This is a genomic window from Streptomyces sp. WAC07094, from assembly GCF_036320405.1.
Lineage (GTDB): Bacteria > Actinomycetota > Actinomycetes > Streptomycetales > Streptomycetaceae > Streptomyces > Streptomyces lannensis.
In genome coordinates, this window is the sequence record NZ_JAVMJZ010000001.1 from 2,029,317 (window position 1) to 2,047,276 (window position 17,960).

The window sequence follows — 17,960 nt, forward strand, 5'->3', positions numbered from 1 at the left end:
TCAAGCCCCGACCGTCTCCGCTAAGGTGAGCCTTACCTATCAACGCGTCCGGAACGGCGGTGCCCGCATGCCCCTCTCCGCCTCGCCCGCGTCCGTCGTCACGGCGGCGTACACCCGGCTCACCGAGGTGCTCCCGATGCTGACCGTGACGGAACTCGGACGCGAGGAGCCCGCTCCGGAGGGCGACGGCTGGGCACCCGTCGCCGGGCTCGCGGCGGGCGGTGCCGTGCTGGACGCGTTCCTGGCCTGGGACGAGGCCCAGGTGGTGCGCGACTACGGACGGCGGGCCCGCCCCGATGTCGTGGCGAGCTTCGGACTGCACCGGTACGCGTGGCCCGCCTGTCTGCTGATCACCCTCCCCTGGTTCCTCCAGCGGCGCGTGCCGCGCTTCCCCGTGGACCACGTCGCGTTCCAGCGCTCCCTGGGCCGCATGGCGGTGCGCACCGGCGCTTTCGCCTGCCTTCCGGGCGATCCCGCCGCGGATCTGCCCGGTGCCCGGGTCGTGGCGGACGAGGAGGCGTTGCGGGCCGAGGTCCGGGAGGCCGTGGCCGAGCACCTGGGCCCGGTGCTCGCCGGATTCGGGCCGCGCATGCGGCGGCGGGGGCGTGCACTGTGGGGCACGGCGACGGACGAGGTAGTCGACGGACTCATGTACGTGGCCCAACTGCTCGGCGAGGAGCCGCGGGCGCGGCGCGAACTGGAGTTGCTCATGCCGGGCGGCACGATGCCCTACGCGGGCTCGGCCGGGTTCCGCGAACTGACGGGCCCGAACGGTGAGTCGCTGCCCACTCGGGACCGGGTGAGCTGCTGCATGTTCTACACGCTGCGCCCCGAGGACACCTGCGACACCTGCCCGCGCATCTGCGACGCCGAGCGTGTGGTCAAACTGACGGCGGGCGCGGCGGGTTGACGTGCGCTCAGGGGAGGCGGCGACGGGCCGCGGAACCCGTGGCGTAAGATCCACACCGAATGGGACCCACCCGGATCACGGTTGTTTCACAACTTCCTCACGCGTCGCGGGAACTTTCCGTGGATCCATCCGTCCGGGTAGTCTTATTCGAACTCAACTCCCGCCCCTCAAGCGGCAGTTCGAGCAGAACGCCGCCCCGGGCATCCCCCTTGCACCTCCTTGGCGGCCTCTTGCCCCGAAACCCCCTGAGGGCCGTCGGGATTGGGCCACCATGGCGGGCGATACGCCCTATCCCAATGCAAGGGACCCCTGATGAGACTGACCGACATATCGCTGAACTGGCTGCTTCCGGGCGCCGTACTGCTCCTGGGCGTGCTGGCGGCGGTTGCGGTGCTCGCGCGCGGCAAGCGGTCCAAGGAGAGCACGAGTTCGGACGACTCGTGGGAGCGCAGCGAGGAGCGCCGCAGGCGCAAGGAGACCATGTACGCCACGGCCTCCTACGTCCTTCTCTTCTGCTGTGCGGCGGTCGCCGCGGCGCTTTCCTTCCACGGCCTGGTCGGCTTCGGCCAGCAGAACCTCGGGCTGACCGACGGCTGGGAGTATCTGGTCCCCTTCGGCCTGGACGGCGCCGCCATGTTCTGCTCGGTGCTCGCGGTGCGCGAGGCCAGCCACGGCGACGCGGCGCTCGGTTCCCGAATCCTGGTGTGGGCGTTCGCCGGTGCCTCCGCCTGGTTCAACTGGGTGCACGCACCCCGGGGCATCGATCACGCGGGTGCCCCTCAGTTCTTCGCCGGCATGTCGCTGTCGGCGGCGGTGCTCTTCGACCGCGCACTGAAGCAGACCCGCCGCGCCGCCCTTCGCGAGCAGGGCCTCGTGCCGCGCCCGCTGCCCCAGATCCGTATCGTCCGCTGGATGCGGGCGCCGATCGAGACGTACAAGGCCTGGTCGCTGATGCTCCTGGAGGGTGTGCGCAGCCTGGACGAGGCCGTCGAGGAGGTCCGCGAGGACCGGCGCCAGAAGGAGCACAACAAGGCGCGGCGACGCGAACAGCAGCGGGTCGAGCGCGCACAGCTCAAGGCGCTCAGCCGCGGCCACCGCGCGCTGACGGGCGGCAACGGCGGACGCCAGGTCGAGATGCCGACCGTCGAGCGGGCGACCGCACCGGTCACTTCGGAGCCTGCCATATCCGGTGAACTGCCCTCCCGCACCCGCCCCTCGCTCGAGCCCGTCCGGAGCTCCTCCGCCGACCCGATCACGGTCGACCTCACCGCCGAGGACGACACCATGGCCCTGCCCCGGCTCGACTCCCTTGAGCGCAAGCTCAAGGACCTCGAGCAGCAGTTCGGCTGAGTCCGGGCGTATCACTCACTGGATGGGGGGCGCGGCACGCTGCCGCGCCCCCCATCAGTGCGTCAGGACGCCTCGCCGTCCAGTTCGAACCACACCGCCTTGCCCACCCCGTGCGCCCGCACTCCCCACGCGTCCGAGAGGGACTGCACGAGGATCAGACCCCGGCCGTGTGTGCCGTCGCCGTCGTCCGGCCGTCGCGGCCTCGGTCTGCGCCCCACGAAGTCCCTTACCTCCACGCGGAGTCGGCCCGGAGAAACGGTCGCCGTCAGGACCGCGTCGCGGTCGGTGTGAATGATTGCGTTGGTCACCAGCTCGCTGGTGAGCAGTTCGGCCGTCTCGGATCGTCCCGGCCTCCCCCAGTGCACCAGCATCTCCCGCAACGCCCTGCGCGCCTCGGGCACCGCCCGCAGGTCGGCCTGTCCCAGACAACGTCTGAGCTGTGGGCTCACTGATCGGTCCGTCGTCGTGTCGGTCGCTTCCTCAGCCTGCTTCACCGACGACGACCCGATCACCACGGGACCGCCGTCTCGCGTTCGCCTGTCCATGACCCCCGCCGGTACGTGGATGTCGAATCCCCCGCTCGAACACGTCCACGGGATCCATGCCCCACCGGCGGGTCGGCAGTCATGTCGAATCGTCAACTACCGTACGCACTGGGTCATATGACCCCTGCGCGAATGCGCCCCGAGCGCCCTTGAGCCGGCTCCCACTCACCGTAGGGACCTGGTGCCGCCGCACGACACGCCCGGCTCCTCAGGAACACACGGCCGTGCGCCCGGTCGCCGCCGGCGCAGTCGGGGCCACGGGACCGCTGCCGCTGAAGCCCTTCAGCCGACTCCGGGCTGCCGATACGGCCGTACGCCGTCAGCGGTCGCCCCCGGTCGGGTCGACATATAGACAGGGCACGCGGACCGGGGTGACAGGGCGTCAGCGCCCAACTTACTCCAAACGTGTTGTTCTTAATATTGTCCGCATGTCCGACATGACGGATAAGGAGATCATTAGTACGTTCAATCTCGTCGGCGTGAAGCCGGCGTCTCAGAGACAGGAGAAGTGACATGGCAACGCGTTCCACCGCTGTAACGGCCGCAGCCGCGGCCGCCGCGGCCCTGGTGGCCACGGGTATCACGTACGCCTCCGCGGCTTCCGAGCCGCAGGCGGCCCCGATGGCCCAGCGTGCCGCCGCAGCGCCGGCCGCTGCCCCGGCCGCAGTGCCGGACGGCAGCAATGGCGGCAACGGCAACAACAACAACAACAACGGCAACAACAACAACGACAACAACTCCTACGGCAACGGCGGCGGGGGCGGCGGCGGCGGCGGCAAGAGCTACCGCAAGGTCACCCGGTGCGAGGAGGACGAGGGCTTCGGCAACTTCGACGACGACGACTTCGGCGACGGTGGTGGCGGCGGCCGCCGCTGCGGCCGTGGCGACGACGATGGTCGCCGGTTCGGCCGGATCTCCGTCAACGAGCGCGAGTTCGCCGGAGTGCCCGACGGCTGCATCACCGTGGTCAGTGGCCTCGGCGCCAAGACCATCAACGTCCGGAACGAGAGCAGGAACGTCGTCGAGGTCTTCAACGGCGCTACCTGCGACAACGGTGCTCCTCTCGCCACCGTCGGCCCCCACAGCTCCTCGAACGGGCTGTTCCCCCGCCACTTCAAGGGCGGTGTGAAGGTCAAGCACGGCGTGGTGGCCAGCTTCCGCGTGATCAAGCGCCACGTCGAGCGCTTCGTGGAGGAGAAGGAAGAGCACAGCGGTGGCGGCGGTGGCGGCGGCAACAGCTACGGGAAGGGAGACGAAGGAAACGACAACGGAAACTACGGAGGTAACAACGGGGGCAGGTGATCCTGAGGATCAAAGGTCCCTCTGAAGGTAGAGAACGAGAACCCCGGCCCGCCGGAATCGGGCCGGGGTTCCCGGTCTTTTGCGCGGGGCTCTCTCCCCCCGCTAGGGCCTGGGCACGTTGCGCAGGTTGGAGCGTGCCATCTGGACCATACGGCCGACTCCCCCGTCCAGCACGACCTTCGAGGCGGAGAGCGCGAAGCCCGTCACCATCTCCCGGCTGATCCTGGGTGGGATCGACAGTGCGTTCGGGTCGGTGACGATGTCGACCAGGGCGGGTCCCTTGTGCCGGAAGGCGTCCTTGAGCGCGCCCGGAAGCTGCTTGGGTTTTTCGACCCGTATGCCGTACGCCCCGCACGCACGGGCCACGGCCGCGAAATCGGGATTCTGGTTGGCGGTGCCGTAGGAGGGCAGTCCCGCCACCATCATCTCCAGCTCCACCATGCCCAGGGAGGAGTTGTTGAACAGGACGACCTTCACCGGAAGGTCGAGCTGCACCAGGGTGAGGAAGTCCCCCATCAGCATGGAGAACCCGCCGTCGCCCGAGATCGACACGACCTGGCGGTTCCGGTCGGTGAACTGCGCGCCGATCGCCATCGGCAGCGCGTTCGCCATCGAACCGTGGGAGAAGGAGCCGATGATCCGCCGGCGACCGTTGGGGGATATGTATCGGGCCGCCCAGACGTTGCACATCCCCGTGTCGACGGTGAAGACCGCCTCGGGATCGGCCAGCTCGTCGAGCACCGACGCCACGTACTCGGGGTGGATCGGGACGTGCTTGTCCACCTTGCGGGTGTACGCCTTGACCACGCCCTCGAGCGCGTCCGCGTGCTTCTTCAGCATCTTGTCGAGGAAGCGCCGGTTCTGCTTGGGCCGCAGCCGCGGAGTCAGACACCGCAGGGTCTCCTTGACATCGCCCCACACCGCGAGGTCGAGCTTGGAGCGACGGCCCAGGTTCTCCGGGCGCACGTCGACCTGGGCGATCGTCACATCGTCCGGAAGAAAGGCGTTGTAGGGGAAGTCGGTGCCCAGGAGGATCAGCAGATCGCACTCGTGGGTGGCCTCGTACGCGGCGCCGTAGCCCAGAAGGCCGCTCATGCCTACATCAAACGGGTTGTCGTACTGGATCCATTCCTTGCCCCGCAGGGCGTGGCCCACCGGGGACTTGATCTTCCCGGCGAGCTCCATGACCTCGGCGTGGGCGCCCGCGGTGCCGCTGCCGCAGAAGAGGGTGACCCGCTCCGCCTCGTCGATCATCGCCACGAGCTTGTCGATCTCGGCGTCACTCGGGCGGACCGTGGGCCGGGCGGTGACGAGGGCGGTCTGGACGGGCTTGTCGGGCGCGGGCTGGTCGGCGATGTCGCCGGGAAGTGCGACGACGCTCACACCGCTGCGGCCGATCGCGTTCTGGATGGCCGTCTGTAGCAGCCGTGGCATCTGCTTCGGGTTGGATATCAGCTCGCAGTAGTGCGAGCACTCCTGGAACAACCGGTCCGGATGGGTCTCCTGGAAGTAGCCGAGACCTATCTCGCCGGACGGTATGTGCGAGGCGAGCGCGAGCACGGGGGCCATGGAGCGATGGGCGTCGTAGAGGCCGTTGACGAGGTGGAGGTTGCCGGGACCGCAGGAACCTGCGCAGGCCGCCAGCCTCCCGGTTATCTGGGCCTCGGCGCCCGCCGCGAAAGCCGCGGTCTCTTCGTGCCGCACATGCACCCAGTCGAGGGCTGCATTGCGGCGGACGGCGTCCACGATCGGGTTGAGGCTGTCTCCGACCACTCCGTACAGACGCTTGACGCCTGCCCGGGCGAGTATGTCCACGAACTGGTCCGCGACGTTCTGCTTGGCCATGGAACCCACGCACCCTTTCGGTTGCCTAGGGTCCATCAATCCACAGGGACGTCCATCACGCCTCCCAAACGGCCGCAGCCGTACGGTCGTCGGCATAGCCCTTGACCCTGATCAGCGTGTCGGCGAGGAAGGCGGCGAGACCCGGCGGTTCCCCGGCCGACCAGCGGTCGGTGAGGAGCTCGGCGAGCCGGGGCTCGCCGCGCAGCGGATCGGCGAGACCACCCGTGCACAGCAGCAGAATGTCACCCGGCCGGGCGATCGAAGCGCGGAAGCGGAAGGGATCGCGGGGCGGTTCCGGAGCCGGTTCGTACGGGCTCGGCGGCGTCGTGATCCCCAGATCCATGGTGAGCCGGTCACCCTCGGGGGTCTCGGACGGCAGTGAGCCGAACCCGACCACCGCCTCGCCCACCGCCTCGGCGGCACGCGGCTCGATGTCCTGCCACTCACCGTCCCGCAGCCGGAACAGACCGCCCGCGCCGACGCCGAAGAAGACCCGCGTACGGCAGTCGGGGTCGGCCGGCAGCAGCAGACAGCGCAGGGTGGCGGTGTAGTCGTCGGGGTCGACGCCCTGCTCGGCGGCGCCGGCCCGGAGTTTGCCGAGGCTGCGGTCGGTGAGCCGCTGGAGCCCCGATTTCAGGTCGCCGCGGCGTGCCGCCCGGATGTCCTCGCCCAGGCGGAGGTAACTGCGCCCGACGGCGCGGCCGATCCAGTGGCACACCTCGGTGGCAGCCCGGTGCGCCCCCGGAGTGGCCCGCGCGCCGGTCGCCATGGCGACGAGGACGAGCGCCTGGTCGCCGGTGCCGAAACGCGCGGTCAGCAGGGCGTCCCGGCGCGGTTCGCCGCGGAAGCGCGCGGAGTCCCCGCGCGCCGAGACGGCGCGCAGGGCCCAGGTCCCGTACCGCGCCCCGTCCAGCACCGTGTCGGCGACCAGGTCGTCGAGGTCGTCCGGGTCGGCGAGCGGAAGCGCGGTGGGCTCGGCGTCGTAGGTGGGCGGCCCGGAGCCGACGTAGTCGACCGCGGGCGAGGTGCGGGTCCGGGCGGCCGGGGACGCCGCATCGGCCGTCCCGGGCCGGGGCGGGGGCGCGCCGTCGGACGCGGCGGCCTCGAACGGCGGGACCAAGGGCGGTGGCGCCTCGGTCGGCCGGGCGGGCACGTCGGTGGGCCGACGGGAACCCGGGACCGCCGCGGGCTCCGCCGCGGCGGCAGCGTCCGGCGGCGGGGCCGGAAATCCCGGTGGCCGGGGCCCGGACGGGAAGGTCACGGGGCCCGTCGGCCGGGTGGACGGAGGATCCCACGGCGCCGGACCGCGGGCCGGCGCCCCGAAACCGCGCTCGTCCCGCCGCATCGGAGGGGAGCCTGCCGGCCAGGCGGCGTCCGCTCCCGGCGCGAAGTCGCCGGGCTCCGGTCCCGCCGGGCGCTGCTCCGGCACGAGCGGCGCCGACGCGGGTGGGAGCTGCGCCCCGGTTCCGTGCCCGCCGCTGCCCTCCCCCACCGTTCCCGCGGCGGAGGCGAAGCGGTCGTCGAGACTGTCGCCCGCGACGGCCGGTCCCGTGTCCCCGGTGGAGTCGTCGTACAACTGCCCCCACCAGTCGTCCTCATGACCGGTGGGCCTCTCCCCCTGCTGGCTCATGCTCCCGATTGTCCACCGCACGGGGCCCGGGAAAACGGGGCATCCGGAAATTCCGGCCACACGACCGCGCCCGGTCCACACGGAGGACGACACCTCGAACGACGGTGCGAACCAGCCATCGGGGGGCGGGCCGCCGGACGATCCCACCCCCCACAGGGGGATCGTCCGGCGGCACCGCGGTGACAGGGACCGGCACGCCTCCGGCACCCCGTCACGACCTTGGGCCCGCCGCCCGCGTCGGCGCAGGCCGAGCAGCCCGCGGACGGTGTCGCGGGCGGCAGTCGCGACTGCGGTGGCGTCACCTTGGCAGAGAGACCGGGGGTACGGCGATGATGTCCTGAGGCGGGTTTGTGCCGTGGCTGTTTTCCGCCACGGCACACAGCGCGGGACTGCTCCTCGGGAGGGCGACGGTTGATGCTGGCTGCGATAGGTCTGGACGAGACGCACGAGTCGGCGTACCGGGCACTGGTGTCCGTGGGCGCCGCCGAGGTGCCCGATCTCGCACGGCGGCTGTCGCTCGGCGAGCACGACACCGAGCACGCCCTGCGCCGGCTGGAACGGCACGGACTCGCGGCCCAGTCGACGGCCCGGCCCGGCCGATGGGTCGCGGCGCCACCGGGGGTCGCGCTCGGCGCGCTGCTGACCCAGCAACGACACGAGCTGGACAAGGCGGAGCTGGCGGCCGCGCTGCTCGCCGAGGAGTACCGCGCGGCGGCGGCCGAGCCCGCCGTGCACGACCTCGTCGAGGTGGTGAGCGGCGCGGCCGGGGTCGGACAGCGGTTCCTCCAGCTCCAGCTCGGTGCGGCCGAGGAGGTCTGCGCGCTGGTCACCGGAAATCCGGTCGCCGTGTCGGGAGTGGAGAACGACGCGGAGGAGCAGGCCGCGGGCCGCGGTGTGCGCTACCGGGTGGTGGTGGAGCGGGCGGTGCTCGACCGGCCCGACGGCATCACCGAGCTGACGGCCGCCCTCGCCCGCGACGAACAGGTGCGTGTCGTCGACACGGTGCCGACCAAGCTGGTGGTCGCCGACCGGTCGCTGGCGATGGTGCCGCTGACCTCGCGGGGCACCGAACCGGCGGCCCTGGTGGTGCATGCGAGCGGGCTGCTCGAGCTGCTGTCGGGCCTGTTCGAGTCGGTGTGGCGGGAGGCGCTTCCGCTGCGGCTCGGGGTGTCCGGCGTCATCGAGCAGGGGCCCGACGGCCCCGACAGCACCGACCTCGAGGTCCTGTCCCTGCTGCTCGCGGGGCTGACGGACGCCAGCGTCGCCAAGCAGCTCGACCTGGGCCTGAGGACGGTGCAGCGCCGGGTGAAACGGCTGATGGAGCTGACCGGTGTGACGACCCGGCTCCAGCTGGGCTGGCACGCGTACGAGCGCGGCTGGGTGGCGCGGCACTGACCCGACACTGACTGGACAAGCGACACATCGGATCTCTCTCCCCCTATTGACGATCTGATACCCCATCCATACGTTGCCTCGCGGGATAGCTCCGATGAATACCGAGCCGCCTGGAGGCACCGTGTCCAGTCCGACCAGACGAACCGTCATCGCCACCGGATCCGCCCTCGGCGGTGCGCTGCTCACGGGAGGCCTGCCCGCGCAGGCTTCGGCGGCCGATCGCACCGGCAGCGCCTCGGACCCCTGGGGCGCCGTCCTCGACGACGCCGACCTCGTCTGGCAGCGGATGCCGTCCACTTGGTACGAGGGACCGTACCTGGGCAACGGCTTCCTCGGATCGGGCATCTACGCCGAGCCCGGCCGCGAGCAGGCCGCCGTCCGCTTCAACGTCCAGCACTCCGAGGTGCAGGACCACCGCCCCGAGTACGGATCGTTGTTCGGGCTCGCGCGGTTGCCGATCGGCTACTTCACCCTGGAGCCGGTGGGCACGATCACCGCCGTGGACTGGCGGCTGGGGCTCCACGACGCCGAACTGACCGGCTCCCTCACCACGGACCGCGGCAGGCTCGCGATCCGGGCCCTGGTGCACACCTCCCGCTCGCTGCTCGCCGTGGAGGTCACACCCACGGCGGGCGAGCGCGATTTCCGCTGGGTCTTCCACCCGGCCGACGCGATCAGCCCGCGCGCCGACTTCAAACCGCTGCCCGACGGCTACCGCGGCAACCCTCCCGCCGAGGTCGGCGACCACGACGGCGTGTCCGCCTCAGTGCAGCCAGTGCTCACGGGCGGACAGCACGTGACGGCCTGGCGGGAGACCGACCGAGGTGGGCAACGCACCCTGTACGTAAACGTCGCGCACTCGTACCCGAAGTCCACGGCACTGCGGCGAGCGCTCTCCACCATCCGCGGCGAGTCCTTGCTGCCGTACGACACCCTGGCGGCGACCCACCGCGCCTGGTGGCACGCCTACTACCGCAGGAGCTTTCTCTCCCTGCCCGATGCACGCATCCAGCGCTTCTACTGGATCCAGCTCTACAAAGTCGCCTCCGCGGCCCGGCGCGACGCGCCCGTGATGGCGACGAGCGGTCCCTGGCTCGAGTCCACGCCGTGGCCCAACACCTGGTGGAACCTCAACGTCCAGCTGGAGTACTGGCTGATCCACGGATCCAACCACCTCGAACTGGACGCTGTGACACGGGCGCTCGGCGAGTTCCGCGACAATCTGTCCACCGAGATGGCGCCCGCTTACCGAGCCGACTCGCTCGGTATCCCGCGCACCACGGACCCGCACCTCATAAACGGCGCGGCGGGCACCCTCACGGGCTACGGCGTCGGCATCCCCGGCCAGGACCCGCCGACCCCCGAGGTCGGCAACCTCACCTGGGCGCTGCACAACGTCTGGCTCAGCTACCGCCACACCATGGACGAGTCGATCCTCCGCGACGTCCTCTATCCGCTGCTCCGCAAGGCCGTCACCTACTACCTGCACTTCCTGGAGCCGGGTCCGGACGGCAAGCTGCACCTGCCGGCCACCTTCTCGCCGGAGTACGGCGGTGACACGCGCGACTGCAACTACGACCTCATGCTGCTCACCTGGGGCTGCCGGACCCTGCTGGAGTCGGCGGACCTGCTCGGGGTGAAAGACGAACTGGCCCCGCGCTGGCGTGAGGTGCTGGCCAAACGGGTGCCCTACCCCACCGACGAGAACGGCTTCATGATCGGCGCGGACATCCCGTTCGCCAAGTCCCACCGCCACTACTCGCATCTGCTCTCGGTCTATCCGTTGTACGAGCTCACGGGGCGCACCGCTGACGAGCGCGCCCTCATCGAGAAGTCGCTGGCGCACTGGGTCGGCTTCGAGGGCGCCCTCCAGGGATACACGTTCACGGGCGCCGCCTCGATGTCCGCGCTGCTCGGCAAGGGCGAGGACGCGCTGAAGTACCTGGGAGAGCTGATGACCCGATTCATCCAGCCCAACACCATGTACAAGGAGTCCGGGCCGGTCATCGAGACCCCTCTCTCGGCGTCCCAGTCCCTGCACGACATGGTCTGCCAGTCCTGGGGCGGGGTCGTCCGTGTGTTCCCCGCGCTGCCCGCCGCGTGGGCGGACCTGACCGTGCACGACTTCCGCACCCAGGGGGCCTTCCTGCTCTCCGCCGTCCGCCGCGGCGGGGTGACAAGCTGGGTGCGGCTCGTCAGCGAGGCGGGCGCACCGTGCGTCGTACGGCACTCCGTCCCGGGTGCGATCGAGGTGCGGGACGGCCGCGGGCGGAGGCTGCACCACGAGACCGTGGACGAGGGCACCCTTCGCATAGCGCTGCGCAGGGGCGAGTCGGCATTGATCACGGCGAAGGGCGACCGCCCCGACCTCACGATCGCGCCGGTCGAGCCCAACGGGCAGGCCCCCCGCTGGGGCTTGCCCGCCTGACAGTGCGTCAGTGCACGACGGACGTCAGGTCGATCGCGGCGGCGAGCGCCCGCATGCCCGCGTCGTCGAAGTGAAGGTGGTCGCCGGGGTCGTAGGCCGGTCTGATCCGCTCGGGGCGCGCCGGGTCGCGTACGGCGGCGTCGAAGTCCGCGACCTCGTCGAAGAGGCCGTTGCGGATGAGGGCGTTGATCTCGAGTCGCAGTTCCTCACGGGCCGGCGACCAGCTCGGGTGGCCTCCGAACGGGGTGAGAGTGGCGCCGATGACACGGATGCCGTGGGCGTGGGCATGGTCCACGATCCGGCGGTACGCGCTCGCATAGGCACCCGGATCGGTCTGGGGCGGCTTGCCCTTGATGTCGTTGACGCCCTCCAGGACGACCAGCGTGCGGACCGCGGCACGGCTGACGACATCCGCGTCCAGGCGTGCGAGGGCGTTCGGTCCTGCTCCGTCGAGGAGGAGGCGGTTGCCGGCGATGCCCGCGTTCAGGACGCCGGGCCTGCGGCTCGCGGGCAGGGTGCGCAGCCGCTCCGACAGCAGGTCGGGCCAGCGGTGGTTGGCGCCGTACGAGGATCCGGTGCCGTCGGTGAGGGAGTCCCCGAAGGCCACCAGACTTGTGGCACCCGCCGGGCGCAGGACGTCGACCCCGGTCACGTAGTACCAGCTGGAGACGGTGGAGGTGTACGCGGCGCCGTCGGTGTCGGCGGCCCGGTTGCCCCCCTTGGCCACGTAGTTGGTCTGCAGGGCGGTGTGGTGGAAGGTCGCAGGCCCCGAGTCGGCGGGCGTGTGCACGGTGACGAGGAGGTCGCAGTCCGCCGGGGCACCGAGGGGCACGAGGTCGGTGACGCGGTCCTGGCCCGCGGGGACGGTCACCGAGGTGGCGCCGTCGAAGGTGGCGGCGCGCAGGGATCCCGGTACGGCGTCCGCCCCCGTGGGCCCGTCGGGCCGCCGCAACGCGACGGTGACGGCATCGAGTCGGAGCGGGGCGCTGCCGAGGCGGTTGGACAGCCGGACGCGGGTGGCGACGCCGCCGACGCTGATGTGCACGACATTGCGGATCGACGCGCCGGGCAGGGAGGACGTGGTCCCCGAGGGGGCCGCCTCCCAAGTACCGGCCCACTGCGGGGCGGTCTCGGCCCGGTCGGCCGTGCCCGGAAGGGTGGCCGCGGTCGAGACCAGCGTGAGGGCCAGAACGGCCAGGCAGCGACCCAGGGTTACCGTCGCACGGGCCAGATTGATCATATGGACGCGCCCTCTCCTCAGCGGCGGTCCCGGGGACACGGAACCGGGAAGCCTTCGATGACTTCCCAGGACACGCCGAGGAGCTAACGCATCGTCACACCTTCGGGCCCCTGGCGATCGGCTCCCGCACGGGGACCGCCCCGCGGTGTCCCGCCGCGGGGCTCGCACTCCCCGGGGCCGCCGGCACCACCGAGAAGTGGCGGAGCCGGTGGAGGAATTCCGGAGCGGGGCCGGTCTCGTGGACGGCAGCGGCGGAACCGCGGCCGAGGTCCGGGGGAACCGTTCTACGGCCGCCGGCCCACGCCCTCCAGGGCCAGCAGGTGCGTCTTACGGTCGAGGCCGCCGGCATAGCCGGTGAGGGAGCCGTCCGCGCCGATCACACGGTGGCAGGGGCGCACGATGAGCAGGGGGTTGGCGCCGATCGCCCCGCCGATGGCGCGGACGGCGGCACGCGACGCGCCGATCCGGGTCGCGATCGCCCCGTACGTCGTGGTCGTTCCGTACGGGACGGAGTCGAGCGCCGCCCACACCCGCTCACGGAACGCGGTTCCGCCCGTACGCAACTCCAGTCTGAACTCGTCGAGTTCGCCCGCGAAGTAGGCGGCGAGCTGCTGCTCGGCCGCGCGGAAGAGCCCGGGCTCGTACCGCCATTCCGGCCCGAGGGTGCGGCCGCCCTTCTGGCCGGGCACGGAGAGGGAGGTCAGGGCGCCGGTCGCGTCGGCGGTGAGCAGGAGCTCGCCGACCGGGCTGTCGAGCGTGGTGTAGTGGACGGCGTCGCGCGCGTTCATGATCGGTGATCTTCCTGTTCGCCCGGAACCGGCTCGCCCGCCGTCCGGAGGTGCTGAAGGGCGTACGAGCGCCATGGGCGCCAGGCGTCGGGGACGTCCGGTCCGGGCGGGGCCACGTCGGGGTCGCCCAGGGCGCGGGTGCGGATGACGGCGGCGACGCGCGGATCCATGCCCGGCAGCGCGAGCAGTGCGTCGTACGCGTCGTCGCGGTCGGCACCGGCGTCGAGGCGGAGCGTGCCGTCGGCGAGGGCGGTGGCCAGGGCCCCGGGCGTCCCGTGGGGCTCGGCCTCGACGAGCACGGCCGGTTCGGGGAAGACATGGGTGAGCGTGCCGTACGGGGAGTCGAGGACCTTCCCGTAGCGGTGGACCAGTTCCTCGGCCCGGCCCCGCCCGACAACGGCGCGCACGGCGAACTCGTCCGGATCGGCCGCACCCGGCGAGCGCAGGCCCGGACGCGCGGCGACCAGTGGGGCGAGCCGGGGATCGGCGGCGAGACGCTCGTCGACGGCGTACGGGTCCGCATCGAGGTCGAACAGCCGGCGCAGCCGCTGGACGGCGCTCGGGAGGTCGCGGGGGTCGGTGAGATGCAGCCGGGCGTCCAGCCAGCCGCCCCGATGACCGTGCGTGGACGGCCTCGACGCGGCGCGACCGGGTCGTTCGTCGACGGCCACGACGGCCGTGCCGTACGGCAGCCGGAGCGTGCGGCGGTAGGTACGGTGTCCGCGCGCGCCCTCCACCTCCTCGACACCCCGGATCGCCTCGCGGGCGAACTGGTCGAAGACGGCGGTGGACTGGTAGGGGCCGCGGTGGGCGAGCCGCAGCGGGATCCCCGCCGAGGGCGCGGCCACGCGGCGGACCGCCGGTACGCCGCGTGGCGCGGCCGCACGCAGCTCGCTCGGGGTCGCGGCGTACACCGCCCTGATCGTGTCGTTGAACTGGCGCACGCTGGCGAATCCGGCCGCGAAGGCGATCTCCGTGACCGGCAGCGTGGTGGTCTGCAGAAGGACGCGGGCGGTGTGGGCGCGCTGGGCCCGGGCGAGCGCGACGGGTCCGGCGCCGACCTCGGCGGTCAGCTGGCGCTGCACCTGGCGGGCGCTGTAGCCGAGCCGCACGGCGAGTCCGCCCACTCCCTCGCGGTCGACGACGCCGTCCTTGATCATGCGCATGGCGCGACCCACGACGTCCGCCCGCACGTTCCACTCCGCGGAGCCGGGCGCGGCGTCCGGACGGCAGCGCCGGCAGGCCCGGAACCCGGCACTCTGCGCGGCGGCGGCCGTCGGATAGAAGCGGACATTCCGGCGCCTGGGCGTCACGGCGGGGCAGCTGGGCCGGCAGTAGATGCCGGTGGTCTCGACGGCGAAGAAGAACTCGCCGTCGAACCGCGCGTCCCGGCTGCGCACCGCCTCGTACCTGGTGTCCTCGTCGATCACGCCTTCCAGTCTCCACCACTGGACGCGGTGGGACCGGCGGAAATCGGACATGACGATGCCGCCCTCGCACGGGCGAGGGCGGCATCCACGGTCCTACCGCAACCGCCCCCGCTTCGCCTCCATCGCCGCCTTGCCCTGGGCGCCCTTGCGCTTCCACTCCCGGCGCAGCTCCGCCCGCACCCGGGCGTCCGTCTTGGCGACGATCCACTGGTTCTCGCGCAGCAGCTTGCGGTAGCTCTCCAGCCGCCGCTGCGGCAGTTCCCCGTCCTCCACCGCCGCCCGCACCGCGCACCCCGGTTCCGCGTCGTGCGCGCAGTCCTGGAAGCGGCACTCCGCGGCCAGGTCCTCGATCTCGGAGAACACCTGGCCCACGCCGGTCTCGGCGTCCCACAGCCCCACCCCGCGCAGTCCCGGAGTGTCGATGAGGACTCCGCCGCCCGGCAGGGCGAGCAGATTTCGGGTGGTCGTGGTGTGCCGGCCCTTGCCGTCCATGTCCCGCGTGGCCTGCACCTCCATGACCTCCTCTCCCAGCAACGCGTTGGCCAGCGTGGACTTGCCCGCACCGGACTGGCCGAGCAGCACGGACGTGCCACCGGAGAGGGTCGCGGCGAGGACGTCCAGCCCCTCGCCCCGCTGTGAACTGACGGCGAGCACCTGCACCCCGGGGGCCGTGGTCTCCACGTCCTGGACGAGATGCGACAGCGTCGTCACGTCCGGCACCAGATCGGCCTTGGTGAGCACCACGACGGGCTGGGCCCCGGACTCCCAGGCCAGCGCGAGGAAACGCTCGACCCGTCCGAGGTCCAGTTCGAGGGCGAGCGAGACGGCGACGACGGCGTGGTCGACGTTGGCCGCGAGGATCTGCCCCTCGGACCGCTTGGAGGAGGTGGAGCGCACGAAGGCGGTGCGACGCGGCAGATACGCCCGCACATAGCGGGGGCTGCCCGCGGGTTCGACGGCGACCCAGTCGCCGGTGCACACGACCCGCAGGGGGTCGTGCGGGGTGACGAAGGCGGTGTCGGCGCGCAGCACGCCGTCGGCGGTGACCACGTCGCACTGACCGCGGTCGACCCGGACGACCCGGCCGGCGACCAGACCTTCGGCGCCGTACGGCGCGAACGCCTCCGCCCATGCGTCGTCCCAGCCGTGGGCGGCGAGAGCGGAGAACGCGGAAGGCGGGGAGAAAGCAGAGCTGGAAGTCAAGGGAGACCCTTCACAAGGGTGGTCCCGGCGGGCGCGCGGACACGCGCTTCGATCGGAGTGTCAGCCGGTGACCACGGAGGTGGACTTGATGATCGTCTGAACGCGGGCAGCGCTCGTCGCAAGGACAGTCATCGGTCAACACCTCCCGTTCTCCACTCGTCCGTCGGCGGCACCGACGGACGCCGCTCGAAAACACGCTCACCCTAGAGGGTGCCGCTCCCGGGTGCCAGCGAATTTCCGCCCGGACGGTCACCGTGTCGCGACCGCCTCGTCGGCGGGTGCGTCTGCGGGGGCCGGCAGGGCGCCGGTCCCTGCGCCGGTGTCAGCCCGTCGTCGAGCAGCGAAGCCCGTTCACCGTGAAGCGGCTCGGCACCGCGTTGTTGTCGTGCCACGACGACAGGAAGCCGAACGCGAACGTGCCGTTCGCGGCGACCTCCTTGTTGTATGCGGCGGCCCTCGCCGTGACCCGCGAGCCGCCCTGTGCGAACGTCCCGTCCCACATCTGGGTGATGCGCTGGCCGTTTCCGAACGTCCAGCCGACGCTCCAGCCGTCCAGCGCCCCGGCCGTGGTGACCGTGACCGTGGCCTGGAAGCCGTTCGACCACTCGCTGTCCACGTGGTAGCGGACGCGGCAGGGCGCCGGGGCGGCCTTCTCCGGTTCGGGCACGCCGGGCGGGTCCGCGACCGGGCTCGTGGACTTTCCCTGCGGTTCCGCGTCGGAGTCCGGACTCTTCGTCGCGTCGGCCGAGCGGGACGGACGCGCGGTCGGTGAGGCGCCGACCGTGGCGTCGCCGGTGACCGGGCCGAGGGACGGCACCGCCGGCCCCTGGTCGGCGGCCCGCCGGCTGTCGCCCACGTCGCCGCCCGCGGTCGTACGGCCGCCCGAGTCCCCGAGCTGCATGAGCGAGACCGTCAGTGCCAGGCCGGACACGATCACCGCGGCCGCCAGGATCCCGGCGCGGCCGATCCGGGGCCGCGCCTCGGCGCCGACCGCGACGCCCCGGTCCGCGCCCGCGTCCGTGCGTCCCCCGCTGAGCCCGGCCTCCGCCGCCCGGCGCCGCCGTTCCAGATAGGCGAGCCCGCCCCAGCCGATCACACCGCTCGCCAGCGCCGCGGCCGTCTCCCCGCCGTGCAGCCGCAGACACGCCGCGGCCTCCGCGCACTCCACGCAGGTGGCGAGGTGCCGCGAGAGGTCCTCGGGCGTCTCGGCGCCCGACGAGCGGGTGACCGCGTCGAGGAGCCGCGCATAGCTGCGGCACTCGGCGTCCATGGGTGTGTCGAGGTGGTTCCGCCGGCAACGGTCCCTGAACAGCCCCCGGACTTCGGTAAGTTCGACGGAGGCGGCCGGCGGGTCCAGACCGAGCCTGCGTGCCGCGTCGGGCAGCGGCAGCGCCTCGACCTCCACCAGCCACAGCAGCGCGGCGTCCGCCTCGTGCATGTCCTTGAGCGCCCGCAGCGCCAACGGCCGCTGAAGGGGCGGCCCGGTGTACCGCGCGGCCTGCCCGGAGTGGAGCCACAGCCGCAGATCGGGGTCGAGCCGATGCCCGGTTCCCTGTGCCTCCCACGCCTCGGCGGTGGTACGCACGGCGGTGAGCAGCAGCGGAACCCCGGGCAGCCGGGGAGTGCGGCGCCCGCCCCTCGCCGGGGGCCCATCGGCGCGGGCCTCCCGCACGCCGCGGGAGAACGCCTCCGTGGCCAGTTGTCTGCCTGCGGCCGAGCCGGACGTGCACAGGTCCGCGTACGACAGCACCGCGTCCCAGCTTTCCGAGAACAGCGCGGCCTCGGTGGCGTCCTGAGGGGTCGGCAGGTCGGGCATGGCGTGCTCCTGCTTCCGCTGCTTCCACAAGCAAATCCAACTCACCTGACATACAAGGGAGTTGAGATCGCCTCACGG

At 71.9% G+C, this 17,960-nt stretch carries 13 protein-coding genes; 5 read left to right on the forward strand and 8 right to left on the reverse strand.

Annotated elements, in window-relative coordinates:
- Positions 1–67: 67 nt before the first annotated feature.
- Together RCR19_RS08890 and RCR19_RS08895 are read left to right on the forward strand one after the other, a co-directional pair.
- A complete protein-coding gene (locus tag RCR19_RS08890; RefSeq protein ID WP_331264642.1) occupies positions 68–910 on the forward strand; it encodes a (2Fe-2S)-binding protein in 843 nt (280 codons plus the stop codon).
- A gap of 312 nt (positions 911–1,222) precedes the next feature.
- Complete coding sequence (locus RCR19_RS08895; RefSeq protein ID WP_220291798.1) at positions 1,223–2,260, forward strand: DUF2637 domain-containing protein; 1,038 nt, start codon at positions 1,223–1,225, stop codon at positions 2,258–2,260.
- A 62-nt stretch (positions 2,261–2,322) separates the two neighbouring features.
- Here the strand turns inward: RCR19_RS08895 and RCR19_RS08900 are convergent, their stop codons facing one another.
- On the reverse strand, positions 2,323–2,805 hold the full coding sequence (locus RCR19_RS08900) for an ATP-binding protein (RefSeq protein WP_331264643.1): 483 nt from the start codon (positions 2,803–2,805) through the stop codon (positions 2,323–2,325).
- Between the two features lie 513 nt (positions 2,806–3,318).
- Between RCR19_RS08900 and RCR19_RS08905 the strand changes: the two genes are divergently transcribed.
- Entirely contained in the window at positions 3,319–4,107 is a 789-nt protein-coding gene (locus RCR19_RS08905) for a hypothetical protein (protein ID WP_331264644.1), read from the forward strand.
- A 102-nt stretch (positions 4,108–4,209) separates the two neighbouring features.
- Here RCR19_RS08905 and RCR19_RS08910 read toward each other — a convergent pair whose 3' ends face one another.
- On the reverse strand, positions 4,210–5,952 hold the full coding sequence (locus RCR19_RS08910; RefSeq protein ID WP_331264645.1) for a pyruvate dehydrogenase: 1,743 nt from the start codon (positions 5,950–5,952) through the stop codon (positions 4,210–4,212).
- Positions 5,953–6,007: 55 nt separating this feature from the next.
- Positions 6,008–7,582 carry a protein phosphatase 2C domain-containing protein gene (locus RCR19_RS08915; RefSeq protein ID WP_331264646.1) on the reverse strand — a complete coding sequence of 525 codons (1,575 nt, stop codon included), beginning with the start codon at positions 7,580–7,582 and terminating at the stop codon, positions 6,008–6,010.
- A 414-nt stretch (positions 7,583–7,996) separates the two neighbouring features.
- On the opposite strand from RCR19_RS08915, the gene RCR19_RS08920 reads away from it, so the two are divergent.
- Together RCR19_RS08920 and RCR19_RS08925 are read left to right on the forward strand one after the other, a co-directional pair.
- On the forward strand, positions 7,997–8,977 hold the full coding sequence (locus RCR19_RS08920; protein ID WP_331264647.1) for a helix-turn-helix domain-containing protein: 981 nt from the start codon (positions 7,997–7,999) through the stop codon (positions 8,975–8,977).
- Between the two features lie 121 nt (positions 8,978–9,098).
- A complete protein-coding gene (locus tag RCR19_RS08925) occupies positions 9,099–11,405 on the forward strand; it encodes a glycoside hydrolase family 95-like protein (RefSeq protein ID WP_331264648.1) in 2,307 nt (768 codons plus the stop codon).
- A gap of 7 nt (positions 11,406–11,412) precedes the next feature.
- On the opposite strand, the gene RCR19_RS08930 is transcribed toward RCR19_RS08925, so the two are convergent.
- The 5 genes from RCR19_RS08930 to RCR19_RS08950 all read right to left on the reverse strand — a co-directional run bounded on the left by RCR19_RS08930 (position 11,413) and on the right by RCR19_RS08950 (position 17,882).
- A complete protein-coding gene (locus tag RCR19_RS08930; protein WP_331264649.1) occupies positions 11,413–12,645 on the reverse strand; it encodes an SGNH/GDSL hydrolase family protein in 1,233 nt (410 codons plus the stop codon).
- A 284-nt stretch (positions 12,646–12,929) separates the two neighbouring features.
- Positions 12,930–13,433, reverse strand: a complete 504-nt coding sequence (locus tag RCR19_RS08935; protein WP_331264650.1) for a methylated-DNA--[protein]-cysteine S-methyltransferase — start codon at positions 13,431–13,433, stop codon at positions 12,930–12,932.
- Complete coding sequence (locus RCR19_RS08940) at positions 13,430–14,914, reverse strand: AlkA N-terminal domain-containing protein (protein WP_331264651.1); 1,485 nt, start codon at positions 14,912–14,914, stop codon at positions 13,430–13,432. The genes RCR19_RS08935 and RCR19_RS08940 overlap by 4 nt, the downstream gene beginning before the upstream one ends.
- A 42-nt stretch (positions 14,915–14,956) precedes the next feature.
- On the reverse strand, positions 14,957–16,066 hold the full coding sequence (gene rsgA / locus RCR19_RS08945; RefSeq protein ID WP_331264652.1) for a ribosome small subunit-dependent GTPase A: 1,110 nt from the start codon (positions 16,064–16,066) through the stop codon (positions 14,957–14,959).
- A gap of 322 nt (positions 16,067–16,388) precedes the next feature.
- A complete protein-coding gene (locus tag RCR19_RS08950; RefSeq protein WP_331264653.1) occupies positions 16,389–17,882 on the reverse strand; it encodes a cellulose binding domain-containing protein in 1,494 nt (497 codons plus the stop codon).
- Positions 17,883–17,960: the final 78 nt, after the last annotated feature.